Source organism: Pseudomonas karstica, assembly GCF_009707515.1.
Classification (GTDB): domain Bacteria; phylum Pseudomonadota; class Gammaproteobacteria; order Pseudomonadales; family Pseudomonadaceae; genus Aquipseudomonas; species Aquipseudomonas karstica.
Map to the genome: position 1 here is coordinate 937 of NZ_WLYI01000003.1, position 15,585 is coordinate 16,521.

Sequence of the window (15,585 nt, forward strand, 5' to 3'; positions counted from 1 at the left end):
ATGCAATTCAGCGATTTGATGGCCGTTCTTTCCAAGCACCCGATCCGTCTGCAACTGGATGACGACAAACTGGTGATCCTGGGCGACGACGAAGGACTGGACAGCGCTCTGTGGGACAGTCTTGCGATCCATAAGAGTGAATTGCTCGACCTGGTGCAAAGAAACGGCGGTGACTGGCTGAGTCCGGCATTTCGCATCACCCCGGACATGCTGCCCCTGGCCAATCTCACTCAAGAAGAGATTGACCGGGTTGTCGACAGCGTGCCTGGCGGCGCTGGCAATGTGCAGGACATCTACCCGATGGCGCCGTTGCAAGAAGGCATTCTTTACCATCACCTTGCGGCGCAGCAGGGCGATCCCTACGTACTGCATGCCCTGTTCGGGGCCGAGCAGCGCTCACGGCTTGATGATTTTACCCAGGCGCTGCAAGGGGTGATCAACCGCCACGATATCCTGCGCACCAGCGTGGTTTGGGAAGGCTTGGATGAACCGGTGCAAGTGGTTTGGCGCGAGGCCACGCTGGCCCTGGAAGAGATCGTCCTCGACCCGGCTGCCGGAAATATCGAGGGGCAGTTGCAGCAGCGCTTCGACACCCAGCATCACCGCCTGGATGTGCGCAAGGCCCCGCTGCTGCGGCTGGTCTGCGCGCAAGACCGCGACAATGATCGTTGGGTGGCGATTCTGTTGTTCCACCACATGGCACTCGACCATGCGGCGCTGGAGGTGGTGCAGCACGAGATGCAAGCGTTCCTGCTCGGCCAGGCGCAAGACTTGCCCGGCGCGGTGCCTTACCGCAATTACGTGGCACAGGTCCGACTGGGCGTCAGTGGCGAGGCCCATGAGGCGTTTTTCCGCGAAATGTTGAGCGATATCGATGAGCCGACGCTGCCATTCGGGATTGCCGATGTGCCGGAACACGCGCCGGCTATCGAGGAAGTCAATCTGGCGCTCGATACGTCACTGAGCGTTCGACTGCGGGCTCAGGCCCGGCAGTTGGGCGTGAGCGCCGCGAGCCTGCATCATTTGGCTTGGGCGCGGGTGGTGGGCGCTGTGTCCGGCAGGCAAGACGTGGTATTCGGCACCGTGCTGATGGGGCGCATGCAAGGCGGCGACGGTGCGGATCGCGCGCTGGGCATGTTCATCAACACCTTGCCGCTGCGGGTCAACCTGGGCGTGCAGAACGTACGCGACGGGGTAAAAACCACCCATGCCGGCCTGACGGCGCTGCTCGGTCATGAGCATGCTTCGTTGGCGTTGGCCCAGCGCTGCAGCAGTGTGCCGGCCCCTACGCCGCTGTTTGGTTCACTGCTCAACTACCGGCACAGCGGCACGGCGCAGGTCGCGTCAGCCGCAGCGCTTAAGGCATGGGAAGGCCTACAGACACTGGGCGGCGAAGAACGCACCAACTATCCACTGACCTTGTCAGTGGATGATCTGGGCGAAGACTTCAGCCTGAGCGTGCTGGCCCTGTCCGGGATTGGCGCGCAGCGTGTCGGCGATTACATGCTGGTGGCGCTCGAAGGCCTGATCCGGGCCTTGGAGCAGGATCCGCAGATGCCGCTGCACCAACTCACTATCCTGCCGAGCGCTGAGTATCAGCAGGTAGTGCGGGATTTCAATGCGACGTCTCGACGCTATCCGCAGGACAGTACCGTTCATGGCCTGTTCGAGGCGCAGGTTTTGGCGGCTCCACAGGCGACGGCGGCGATACATGGCGCGCGAAGCCTGACTTACCAGGAACTCAACACCAAGGCTAATGGCCTGGCTCATCACTTGGTTGGCCTCGGTGTACAACCGGGTGATCGTGTGGCGATTCTGCTGGAGCGTTCGCTTGAATTGCTGATCAGTCAGTTGGCGATTCTCAAATGCGGGGCGGTTTATGTACCGCTGGATGCCAGTGCGCCTGCCGATCGTCAGCAGTTTATGCTGCAAGACAGCGGGGCGCAGGTGGTGCTGGCGTTGAGTGCGACGACGGTGCCTGAAAATGCCAGGCGTGTGGATCTGGACAACCTGGACCTGGACGCTGAAGTGACCCACGATCTGGGTTTGGTGCAAACCGCCGAGTCGGTCGCCTACCTGATGTACACCTCGGGCTCGACCGGCGCGCCAAAGGGCGTATTAGTTGCGCACCGGGCGATCAATCGGTTGGTGATCAATAACGGTTATGCCGAGTTCAACGCCCAGGATCGCGTGGCGTTCGCCTCCAACCCGGCCTTTGACGCCAGTACCCTCGACGTTTGGGCGCCGTTGCTCAATGGCGGTTGTGTGGTGGTGGTTGAACAGGATGTGTTGTTGTCGCAAGAGCGCTTTAAAACGCTGCTGCTTGAACAATCAATCAGTGTGTTGTGGATGACGGCTGGTTTGTTCCATCAATACGCCGCCGGTTTGCTATCGGTATTCAGTCAGTTGCGCTACCTGATCGTCGGCGGCGACGTGCTTGACCCGGCAGTGATTGGTCGGGTGCTGAAGGATGGTGCACCGCAGCATCTGCTCAACGGTTATGGCCCGACTGAGGCGACCACGTTCACCACCACGTTTGAGATCAAGTCAGTTGGTGAGGGCAGCATTCCAATCGGCCACCCCGTCGGCAACACCCAAGTCTATGTGTTGGACGCGCACCAGCAGCCTGTACCGCTGGGTGTGGCGGGCGAGTTGTATATCGGTGGCGACGGCGTGGCGAAGGGGTATTTGAACCGGCCTGAACTGACTGCCGAGAAGTTTGTCGTTGATCCGTTCAATGCTGATGCGTTGCTCTATCGCACCGGCGACCTCGGTCGTTGGCTACCAGACGGCAATGTCGAATACTTGGGTCGTAACGACGACCAAGTGAAAATCCGTGGTTTTCGCATCGAACTCGGCGAAATTGAAGCGCGTTTGGGCCTGTGTTCGGGCGTGCAAGATGCCGTGGTGCTGGCACGTCAAGACGAGTCGGGCCCAAAACGCCTGGTCGGTTATGTTATCTCCCAGCCGGGTGTCACCTTGTCAGTGCAGGATTTGCGCGCTGAACTGGTCGCCTCACTGGCCGAGTACATGATTCCTGGGGCTTTCGTGGTCCTTGATAGTTTCCCGCTCACTGCCAACGGCAAACTTGATCGTCGCGCGCTGCCAGCGCCGGATGCCGAGGCCTACGCCAGCCGCGAGTACGAAGCACCGCAGGGCGAAATCGAAGAAACCCTGGCCAAGCTCTGGGCTGAAGTGTTGAAGGTCGAACGCGTTGGTCGCCACGACCACTTTTTCGAACTGGGCGGGCACTCGCTGCTGGCCGTCACGCTGATCGAACGGATGCGCCAGGTCGATCTGAGCGCCGACGTGCGCGTCCTGTTCAGCCAGCCAACCCTGGCCGCACTGGCCGCCGCCATCGGCAGTGGCAAAGAAATCAACGTCCCGGAAAACCTGATACCGCTGGACTGCGAACACATCACCCCGGCCATGCTGCCGTTGGCGACCCTGACCCAAGACACCATCGACCGTATCATCGCCACCGTTCCCGGCGGCGCCCGTAACGTGCAGGATATCTACCCCCTGGCGCCATTGCAGGAAGGCATCCTCTATCACCATTTGGCCGCCGAGCAGGGCGATCCTTATGTCTTGCAATCGCAGTTCGCCTTCGACAACCGCGAACGCCTCGACGCTTTTATTCAAGCGCTGCAAGTAGTGATTGATCGCCACGACATTCTGCGCACCGGCGTTGTCTGGGATGGGGTGGAGTCACCCGCCCAAGTGGTTTGGCGCCAGGCGACATTGTACCTTGAGCAGGTCGAACTCGACCCGGCCGCTGGCGATGCTGTGACGCAGTTGAGCCAGCGCTACGACCCGCGACATCACCGACTGGATGTCAGCCAGGCGCCGATGATGCGCCTGGCCTTTGCGCAGGACGACACCCATCAACGGCTGGTTGCGACGCTGTTGTTTCACCATATGGCACTCGATCACACGGCCATGGAAGTGGTGCAGCATGAGATGCAGGCATACCTGCTTGGCGAGGCCGATCAACTAAACGACGCCGTGCCGTATCGCAACTATGTGGCCCAAGCACGCCTGGGCGTGAGTCGCGAGGAACACGAAGGGTTTTTCCGCGAGATGCTCGGCGATATCGATGAGCCGACCCTGCCGTTCGGTTTGCAGGATGTGCAAGGCGACGGGCGTGATATTGAAGAACATACCCGGCCCGTCGAGGTTGCGCTGGACCTGCGCCTGCGGGCCCAGGCGCGCCAACTCGGCGTGAGTGCCGCCAGCCTGATGCACTTGGCTTGGGCGCAAGTGCTGGGCAAAGTTTCCGGCAGACAGGACGTGGTGTTTGGCACTGTGCTGATGGGCCGGATGCAGGGCGGCGAGGGCGCTGACCGGGCGCTGGGGATGTTCATCAACACCCTGCCACTGCGGGTGGACGTCGGCACCCAAGGCGTACGGTCCGGCGTCAAGGCGGCCCATGCGCGACTGACGGCCTTGCTGGGGCACGAACACGCGTCCTTGGCGTTGGCCCAACGTTGCAGCGGTGTGCCGGCACCGACCCCATTGTTCAGCGCGCTACTCAACTATCGCCACAGCGCGACGAACGTTGCCTCGGCGCAAGCACTGGACGCGTGGGGTGGCATTACGCTCCTAAACGGAGAAGAACGGACCAATTATCCGCTGACCCTGAACGTCGATGACCTGGGCAACGGCTTTAACCTGACGGTGCTGGTGGCGTCTCAGGTCGGCGGGCAGCGTGTCTGCGATTACATGCATACGGCGCTGGAAACATTGGTATTGGCGCTGGAACAGACGCCGCAGGCGTCGTTGTACCGGCTGCCGGTGTTGCCGGTGGCTGAGCGTGAACAGTTGCTGGTGACGTTTAACGCCACGCAAGCCGATTACCCGCTGGAGCAGACGATTCACGGCTTGTTTGAAGCCCAGGTGGCGCGCACTCCAGAGGCGCTGGCGGTGCTGCATGGCGCGCAACGCCTGAGTTATCGCGAACTGAATGCCAAGGCCAACCAGTTGGCGCATTACCTTCGCGGGCAAGGCGTGCAGCCGGATTCGCGAGTGGCGATCTGTGTCGAGCGTGGCCTCGACATGGTGGTAGGGCTGTTGGCAATTCTGAAGGCGGGCGGTGGTTATGTACCGCTGGATCCGGCCTATCCGTTGGACCGGATTGCCTACATGCTCGAAGACAGCACGCCGGCCGTGGTGTTGGCGCAGGCAGCTACACTCGGGTTGCTGAGCGAAGCGTCGATGCCAGTGATCAACCTGGACAGCGGGCTCTGGCAGGATGAATCCGTCTCCAATCCAGAGATTGCTGAGCTGACCTCGTCGCACCTGGCCTACGTGATCTACACCTCGGGCTCCACCGGTTTGCCCAAAGGCGTGATGATCGAACACCGCAACACCGTGAACTTCCTGACCTGGGCACAGCGTTCGTTTGACGCTGAAACCTTGGCCAAAACCCTGTTCTCCACCTCGTTGAACTTCGACTTGGCGGTCTACGAGTGCTTTGCACCACTGACGTCCGGCGGCAGCATCGATGTCGTGACTAATGTGCTGGAACTGCAGCAGGGCGAACACGACATCACCTTGATCAACACCGTGCCTTCGGCGCTCAAGGCGTTGCTGGAATCTGGCGGGCTGAGCGAAGGCGTGCACACGGTCAACGTCGCTGGCGAAGCGCTGAAGCGCAGCCTGGTGGAAAACCTGTTTGAACAGACTCAGGTCAAGCGCCTGTGCAACCTTTACGGCCCTTCGGAAACCACCACCTACTCAAGCTGGGTCTCGATGGCCCGCGAAGACGGTTTTGCCGCACACATCGGTAAACCTGTCGCCAACACCCAGTTCTACCTGCTGGACGAGCACGGGCAACCGGTGCCGTTGGGTGTTGCCGGTGAAATCTATATCGGTGGTGCCGGCGTGGCGCGGGGTTACCTGAACCGTGACGACCTGACCGCTGAACGCTTCCTCAAAGACCCGTTCAGTACCGCTGCGAATGCGCGCATGTACCGCACTGGTGACCTGGGTCGTTACCTGCCCGATGGCAACATCGAATACCTGGGCCGCAACGACGACCAGGTGAAAATCCGCGGTTTCCGCATCGAGCTGGGTGAGATCGAAGCCAAACTCGCTCGACACGAAGCCGTAAAAGAGACCGCAGTGCTGGCCCGTGAAGACGTTCCCGGCGACAAACGCCTGGTCGCCTACTACACCTCGGCGCAAACACTCGACATCGACGCACTGCGTCGTCACCTGCAAACCCAACTGCCGGACTACATGATTCCGGCTGCCTACGTGCACCTCGACGCATTGCCGCTGACCCCCAACGGTAAACTGGACCGCAAGGCCCTGCCGGCACCGGACTCAACTGCTGTCATTGCCCGCATCTACGAAGCCCCGCAAGGCGAGGTCGAAATTGCCCTCGCACAGATCTGGCAAGACCTGCTGGGTCTGCCGCAAGTCGGCCGTCACGACCACTTCTTCGAACTCGGTGGGCATTCATTACTGGCCGTCAGCCTGATTGGGCGGATGCGCCAGCTCGGTTTGTCGGCGGACATTCGTGTCTTGTTCGGCCAGCCAACCCTGGCGGCGCTGGCAGCTGCGGTCGGTGGCACCCCTGAAATCGTGGTGCCGGCCAACAACATCCTGCTGGGTTGCACCCACATCACCCCGGACATGCTGCCTTTGGTCAAACTGGACCAGCCGGCCATCGACCGTATTGTGGCGTCGGTCTCGGGCGGTGCGCGCAACGTGCAGGACATCTACCCGCTGGCGCCGCTGCAAGAAGGCATTCTTTATCACCATATTGCTGCAGAGCAGGGTGACCCCTATGTGCTGAAGGCGACGTTCACCGTCGCAGATCGCGAGCGTCTGGAGGCCTTCACACACGCCTTGCAAGGTGTTATCGACCGCCATGACATCCTGCGCACCTCGGTGGTGTGGCAGGGGCTCGACGAGCCGGTGCAAGTGGTCTGGCGCAAAGCGCAACTGGCCGTCGAGGAAGTTACATTTGACGCTGGCGAAGGCGAGATCGCCGACCGCTTGCGCGAGCAATTCGACACCCTGCATTACCGTCTGGACATGCAACAGGCGCCGTTGATGCGCATTGCGTTTAGCCACGATGCGCCGAATCAGCGCTGGGTGGCCATGCTGTTGTTCCACCACATGGCACTCGATCACGTGGCCCTGGAGGTGGTGCAACAGGAAATGCAGGCGTACTTGTTGGGGCAGGCAGACGCGTTGGGCGAAGCGGTGCCTTACCGCAACTATGTGGCCCATGCGCAACTGGGCGTCAGCCGCGAGGAACACGAAGGGTTTTTCCACGCCATGCTGGGTGACGTAGACGAACCGACCTTGCCGTTCGGCCTGCAGAATGTCCGGGGCGATGGCAGTGACATCGAAGAGGCCACGCTGAACCTCAGCGCCGACCTGAGCCTGCGTCTGCGGGCGCAAGCGCGCCAGTTAGGTATCAGCGCCGCGAGCCTGCACCATTTGGCCTGGGCTCAGGTGCTGGGCCAGGTATCGGGCCGTGACGACGTGGTGTTCGGTACAGTGTTGATGGGCCGGATGCAGGGTGGCGAAGGTGCCGAGCGGGCATTGGGGATGTTCATCAACACCTTGCCACTGCGGGTGAACCTCGGTGAGCTTGGCGTGCGTGATGGTGTAAAAGCCACCCATGCCCGGTTGACCGAATTGCTGGGCCACGAACATGCCTCGCTGGCATTGGCCCAACGTTGCAGCGGGGTGGTCGCGCCGTTGCCATTATTCAGCGCCTTGCTCAACTATCGACACAGCGCCGGGCATTCTGCGTCGCCCGATGCCCTGAACGCCTGGGAAGGGATTGAAATCCTCAGCAACGAAGAACGCACCAACTACCCGCTGACACTCTCGGTGGATGACCTGGGCAAGGACTTCAGCTTGACGGCGCTGGCCATGCCACAGATCGGTGCCGAGCGAATTTGCGCTTACATGGAAACGGCATTGGCGCATCTGGTCGAGTCGCTGGAGCAAGCGCCCCAGACCCCGTTGCACAGCCTGGCAATCCTGCCGCCTGCTGAGCGTCAACAACTGCTGGTGGAGTTCAACGCAACGACGCGCTCCTATCCGCAGGATAAAACCGTGCATGGGCTGTTTGAAGCCCAGGTCCTGGCTCATCCGCAGGCAACGGCGGCTGTTCACGACGGGCAAAGCCTGACTTACAACGAACTCAATACCAAGGCCAACCAGCTCGCCCATCATCTGCTGAGCGTCGGTGTTCAACCGGGCGAGCGCGTGGCGCTGCTGCTGGAGCGCTCGCTTGAGCTGCTGATCAGCCAGTTGGCGGTCCTCAAGTGCGCGGCGGTCTACGTGCCACTGGACATCAGTGCGCCTGACGAGCGCCAGCACTTTATGGTGCAAGACAGCGAGGCGCAGATTGTGCTGACGCTGAGCTCGACGTCTTTGCCTGAAAACGCACGGCGCGTGGATCTGGATGCGCTCACGCTCGATAGCCTGGCTGCCCATGACCCGCAATTGCCGCAGTCAAGCGAGATGCCGGCCTACATCATGTACACCTCGGGCTCGACCGGCACGCCAAAGGGCGTATTGGTTCCGCATCGGGCGATCAATCGGTTGGTGATCAACAACGGTTATGCCGAGTTCAATGCCCAGGATCGCGTGGCGTTCGCCTCCAATCCGGCGTTCGATGCCAGCACCCTCGACGTATGGGCGCCGCTGCTCAATGGCGGTTGCGTGGTGGTGGTTGAACAGGATGTGCTGCTGTCCCAGGAACGCTTTAAAGCGCTGCTGCTTGAGCAATCGGTCAGTGTGCTGTGGATGACGGCTGGTTTGTTCCATCAATACGCTGCCGGTTTGATGAGTGTGTTTGGCCAGTTGCGCTACCTGATCGTCGGCGGCGATGTGCTTGATCCGGCAGTGATCCGCCGGGTGCTGAAAGAAGGTGCACCGCAGCACTTGCTCAACGGCTATGGCCCGACGGAAGCGACCACGTTCTCCGCGACTTATGAAATCAAGACCGCCGTTGAGGGCAGCATCCCGATTGGCCGTCCGATCGGCAATACGCGGCTCTACCTGTTGGATAAACAGGGGCGCCCGGTGCCTATCGGTGTGGCGGGTGAGCTGTATATCGGTGGCGACGGCGTGGCCAAGGGGTATTTGAACCGGCCCGAGCTGACTGCCGAGAAGTTTGTCGTCGACCCGTTCAGTGCTGGTGCGCTGCTCTATCGCACCGGCGACCTCGGTCGTTGGCTACCAGACGGCAATGTCGAATACTTGGGTCGTAACGACGACCAAGTGAAAGTCCGTGGCTTTCGCATCGAACTCGGCGAAATCGAAGCGCGTTTGGGCCAGTGCACTGGCGTACAAGACGCTGTGGTGCTGGCGCGCCAGGACGAATCCGGGCCAAAACGCCTGGTGGGTTATGTCATCGCTCAGCCAGGTGCCACTTTGTCAGCGCAAGACCTGCGTGCCGAACTTGTCGCTTCACTGGCCGAATACATGCTGCCGAGTGCTTTTGTGGTCCTCGAGAGTTTCCCGCTTACCGCTAACGGCAAACTCGACCGCCGCGCGCTGCCAGCGCCGGACGCCGAGGCCTACGCCAATCGTGAGTACGAAGCCCCTGAGGGTGAAGTAGAAGAAACCCTGGCGCAGCTCTGGTCCGAAGTGTTGAAAGTTGAGCAAGTCGGTCGCCACGACCACTTTTTTGAACTGGGTGGGCATTCGCTGTTGGCCGTTACGCTGATCGAGCGGATGCGCCAGGCCGGTTTAAGCGCCGACGTGCGCGTCCTGTTCAGCCAGCCAACCCTGGCTGCACTGGCCGTCGCCATCGGCAGTGGCAAAGAAATCAAGGTGCCGGCAAACCTGATTCCAGCACATTGCGAACACATCACTCCAGCGATGCTGCCGCTGGCGAACCTGACCCAGGACGCCGTCGACCGCATCGTCGCCACCGTTCCCGGCGGCGCCTGTAACGTGCAGGATATCTACCCGCTGGCACCGTTGCAGGAAGGCATCCTTTATCACCACCTCGCAGCCGAGCAGGGCGACCCGTACGTGCTGCAAAGCCAATTTGCCTTCGACAGCCGCGAGCGCCTTGATGGGTTTATCCAGGCCTTGCAAGTGGTGATCGGTCGCCACGACATTTTGCGCAGCAGCGTGGTGTGGGAGGGACTCGACGAACCGGTTCAAGTGGTTTGGCGCAAGGTGTTACTGGAACCTGAATGCGTCGACCTGGAGCCTGCGGCTGGAGATATCGCCACGCAGTTGGGCGCCCGCTTCGATGCGCGGCATTATCGCCTCGACCTGCGGCACGCACCGCTGCTGCATGTGGCTTACGCCCACGACGCCGCGCAAAGCCGCTGGGTGGCAATATTGCTGTTCCACCACATGGCACTGGACCACACCGCGCTGGACGTGATGCAGCACGAAATGCAACTGCACCTGCTGGGCCGGACTGAGCAGTTAGGCGCAGCGATGCCGTACCGCAACTATGTGGCCCAGGCTCGCCTCGGTTTGACTGCGGAGGATCACGAGGCTTTCTTCCGTGAAATGCTCAGTAATGTCGACGAACCGACCCTGCCATTCGGCCTGCAAGATGTGCAGGGCGATGGGCATGGCATCGACGAGGCTCGCCAGCCTGTCGATCTGGCACTCTCCGTGCGTCTGCGGGCTCAGGCGCGCCAGTTGGGTGTGAGTGCTGCCAGTCTGGTGCACCTGGCCTGGGCGCAAGTGCTGGGCAAGGTCTCCGGCAAACAGGACGTGGTGTTCGGCACGGTGTTGCTGGGTCGACTGCAAGCCGGCGACGGCGCCGACCGGGCGATGGGCATGTTCATCAACACCTTGCCGTTGCGCGTGGATGTTGGCGCCCAAGGTGTCCGGGCCGGGGTCAAGGCGACCCATGCGCGGCTCACTGAATTGCTTGGTCACGAACATGCGTCCCTGGCGCTGGCACAGCGTTGCAGCGGTGTAACTGCTCCGACGCCGCTGTTCAGTGCCTTGCTCAACTACCGGCACAGTGCCGGGGATGTCACCAAGGAAGCTGTGTCAGCCTGGCAAGGCATTGAAGCGCTGGGTGGTGACGAGCGGACCAATTACCCGTTGACCCTGAATGTGGATGACTTTGGTGAAGGCTTTCACCTCACTGCACTGGTCGCTTCGCCCATCGGTGCCGAGCGCATTTGCGGCTATATGCAAGTAGCGCTGGACAACCTGGTGGTGGCGCTGGAAACCGCGCCGCACACACCGCTGCACGCGGTCACGATCTTGCCGCCGGCCGAGTACCAGCAGTTGCTTGAAACCTGGAACAGCACCGAGGCGGAGTATGCCCATGACGCGCTGATCCACCAGCAGGTTGAAGCCCGGGCTGCGGCGCAACCAAACGCCGTGGCTGTGGTGTATGAAGACCTGAGCCTGACCTACGGCGAGCTCAACGCCCGTGCTAACCAGATCGCCCATCGTTTGCTGGCACTAGGCGTACGCCCGGATGATCGGGTGGCGATCTGCGTCGAGCGCAGTCTTGATATGATCGTCGGCCTGCTGGGCATCCTGAAGTCCGGTGCCGGCTATGTACCGTTGGACCCGGCGTATCCTGCCGAGCGTATTGCCTACATGCTGTATGACAGCAGTCCTGTGGCCCTGGTGACACAGCTGCCATTGCGTGCCCAGTTGCCGCAAATGAATCTGCCTACGGTACTGCTCGACTTGATCGAAGCCAGTCATGAGGCTGCACCGGCACAGCACAACCCTGATGTTGCGGGCCTCACGTCAGCGCATTTGGCTTACGTGATCTACACCTCCGGCTCGACCGGGCTGCCGAAAGGCGTGATGGTCGAACACCGCAACGTCGCTCGGTTGTTTTCGGCAACCCAACCTTGGTTCGACTTTGGTCCACAAGACGTCTGGGCCTTGTTCCATTCCTTCGCGTTCGATTTCTCGGTCTGGGAAATCTGGGGCGCGCTGACCCACGGTGGGCAGTTGCTGGTAGTGCCGCAGCTAGTCAGCCGCTCACCGCAATACTGCTACGCATTGCTGTGCAAGGCCGGGGTGACGGTTCTCAACCAGACCCCGAGCGCCTTCCGCCAGTTGATTGCCGCCCAGGGCGAAAGCGATCTGAGCCATAGCCTGCGGCAGGTGATCTTCGGCGGCGAAGCGCTGGAAACCGGCATTCTCAAGCCCTGGTATGCCCGCCAGGCCAATGCGCAAACGCAACTGGTCAACATGTATGGCATCACCGAAACCACGGTGCACGTGACCTACCATGCACTGGACGCGGCCGATGCAGAGATGGTCGGCGTCAGCCCGATTGGCCGGCGCATTCCCGACCTGCAACTGTACGTGCTGGATGCCCAGCGCGAGCCAGTACCGGTGGGGGTGATCGGCGAGATGTACGTGGGCGGTGCAGGTGTCGCGCGGGGTTACTTGAACCGCGAAGAACTGACCGCCGAGCGCTTCCTGAGCAATCCATTCAGCGCCGACCCGAGTGCGCGGCTGTACCGCACCGGTGACTTGGGCCGTTGGTTGGCAGATGGCAGCATTGAATACCTGGGCCGCAATGACGATCAGGTGAAGATTCGCGGCTTCCGCATTGAGTTGGGTGAAATCGAGGCGAAACTGGCCGCATGCACCGGTGTGCGTGAAGCTGTGGTATTGGCGCGCCAGGACACGGGCGACAAACGCCTGGTGGCCTATGTGATTGCCAAGGACGGTGAGCAACTGTCGGCCGCAGAACTGCGCGCCGAGCTGTTGGGCTCATTGGCGGAGTACATGGTTCCCAGTGCTTTCGTCACGTTGACTTCGTTCCCGCTGACCACCAACGGCAAGCTTGATCGCCAGGCGCTGCCGGTGCCAGACCAGTCATCGGTGGTCAGCCGCGAATACGAGGCGCCGCAAGGTGAGGTCGAAACGGTAATTGCGCAGATCTGGCAAGACTTGCTGCAACTGCAGCAGGTTGGTCGCCACGATCATTTCTTTGAGCTGGGCGGGCACTCGTTGCTGGCCGTGAAATTGATCGAGCGGATGCGCCAGGTTGACCTGGCCGCCGATGTCCGCGTCCTGTTCGGCCAACCGACCCTGGCGGCACTGGCCGCTGCGGTGGGTGGTGGTCGCGAAATCGTGGTGCCGGTTAACGGCATCCCGCAGGGCTGCACGCGGATCACCCCGGACATGTTGCCGCTGGCCACGTTGAGCCAGGACGAGATCGACCATGTAGTGGCCACGGTCCCTGGTGGCGTGTGCAATGTGCAGGACATCTACGCCTTGGCACCGCTGCAGGAGGGGATTTTGTATCACCACCTCGCGGCAGCGAAAGGCGACCCTTACTTGCAATACGCGATGTTCTCGTTTGACAGTCGCGCCCGCTTGGACGTCTTCGCCCAGGCACTGCAAAGCGTGGTGTCGCGTCACGATATCCTGCGCACTGGCGTGGTCTGGGAAAACCTCGACGAGCCCGTGCAAGTGGTCTGGCGCGAGGCACAACTGGGTCTGGATGAGATTGTGTTGGACCCGCAAGCGGGCGATATCGTCGAGCAATTGCTCGAACGCCTCGACCCACGGCATTTCCGCCTCGACATTCGCCAGGCACCGATGATGCGAATCGGCTATGCCGAAGACCCGGCGAACCAGCGTTGGGTCGCCATGTTGCTGTTCCACCACATGGTCGACGACGCTACATCCCTGGGCATGCTCACCGCCGAAATCGAAGCGCACATGCTCGGCCAGGCGCAGCAGTTAGCGGCCTCGGTACCGTATCGTAACTATGTGGCCCAGGCGCGACTGGGCGTCAGCCGCGAAGAACATGAAGCATTCTTCCGCGACATGCTCGGCGATGTGGCCGAGCCGACGCTGCCTTTCGGCCTGCAGAATGTGCAGGGCGACGGCCACGATATCGAGGAAGTCCGTCAGGTCGTGGATGCCGGCCTCAGCCAGCGTCTGCGGGCCCAGGCCCGTCAGCTTGGGGTGAGCGCGGCCAGTGTCTATCACTTGGCCTGGGCGCAGGTACTGGGTCGCGTGTCTGGCAAGGACGATGTGGTCTTTGGCACAGTGCTGTTGGGTCGGATGCAGGGCGGCGAAGGGGCTGATCGTGCGTTGGGCATGTTTATCAACACCTTGCCGCTGCGCGTGAGTGTCGGGGCACAAAGTGTACGTGCCGGGGTCAAGGCGACCCATGCGCGGCTGACCGCGCTGCTCGGCCACGAGCATGCCTCGCTGGTGCTGGCGCAGCGTTGCAGCGGCGTGACCGCGCCGACGCCACTGTTCAGTGCATTGCTCAATTACCGTCACCTGGGGGCACAAACCGCTTCCAGTGAAACTGTCGCCGCGTGGGAAGGTATTCAGGCGCTGGACGGTGAAGAGCGCACCAACTATCCGTTGACGTTGTCGGTGGATGACTTGGGTGAGGGCTTTAACCTGACCGTTATGGCCCAGGCGCCGATAGGTGCCGAGCGTGTTTGCGGCTACATGCAGTGTGTTCTGCAAAACCTGGTCGAAGCGCTGGAACAGGCGCCGCAAGCAGCGCTGCACGGCTTGGAAGTCTTGCCCAAGGCCGAGCGCCTTCAGTTGCTTGAAACCTGGAACAGCACCGATGCGGTGTATGCCCATGACGCGCTGATTCACCGCCAGTTCGAATCCCAGGCAGCGGCGCAACCAGACGCCGTGGCGGTGGTGTATGAAGACCTGAGCCTGACCTACGGCGAGCTCAACGCCCGGGCTAACCGGGTCGCCCATCGTTTGCTGGTACTGGGCGTACGCCCGGATGATCGGGTAGCGATCTGCGTCGAGCGCAGTCTTGAAATGATCGTCGGCTTGCTGGGCATCCTGAAGTCCGGCGCCGGTTATGTACCGTTGGACCCGGCGTATCCGGCCGAGCGTATGGTCTACATGCTGCACGACAGCGCACCGGTGGCGGTGTTGGCGCAATCCGCGACTCGGCGGCTGCTGGCCGACGTCTCGGTGCCGGTCGTTGACCTTGATGGCGAAAGTTGCCAGGAACACTCTGTTGCCAACCCACAAGTAGCCGGCCTTGGCTCCAGTCACCTGGCGTACGTGATCTACACCTCCGGCTCGACCGGGCTGCCGAAAGGCGTAATGGTCGAACACCGCAACGTCGCTCGGTTGTTCTCGGCAACCCAGCCCTGGTTCGACTTTGGTCCGCAAGACGTCTGGGCCTTGTTCCATTCCTTCGCGTTCGATTTCTCGGTCTGGGAAATCTGGGGCGCGCTGACCCATGGCGGGCGTTTGCTGGTGGTGCCGCAACTGGTCAGCCGTTCGCCGGCAGACTGCTACGCGCTGCTATGCCAGGCCGGTGTCACGGTGTTGAACCAGACCCCGAGTGCTTTCCGCCAGTTGATTGCCGCCCAGGGCGAAAGCGACCTGAGCCACAGCCTGCGGCAAGTGATCTTCGGCGGCGAAGCGCTGGACACCGGTATCCTCAAACCATGGTATGCCCGGGCTGTGAATGCCCAGGCGCAACTGGTCAACATGTATGGCATCACCGAAACCACGGTGCACGTGACCTACCATGCACTGGACGCGGCCGATGCAGAGATGGTCGGCGTCAGCCCGATTGGCCGGCGCATTCCCGACCTGCAACTGTACGTACTGGATGCCCAGCGCGAGCCAGTACCGGTG

Annotated in this window: 1 protein-coding gene (only partly in view); it reads left to right on the forward strand. The window is 61.5% G+C overall.

Translation table 11 applies throughout. From position 1 onward, the window contains the following. On the forward strand, window positions 1–15,585 hold the 5' portion of the coding sequence (locus GIR22_RS02885) for a non-ribosomal peptide synthase/polyketide synthase (RefSeq protein ID WP_154741848.1). Its footprint extends 15,339 nt past the window's final position; 15,585 of the gene's 30,924 nt are visible here — the first part of the coding sequence; it begins with the start codon at window positions 1–3; its stop codon lies beyond the right edge, outside the window.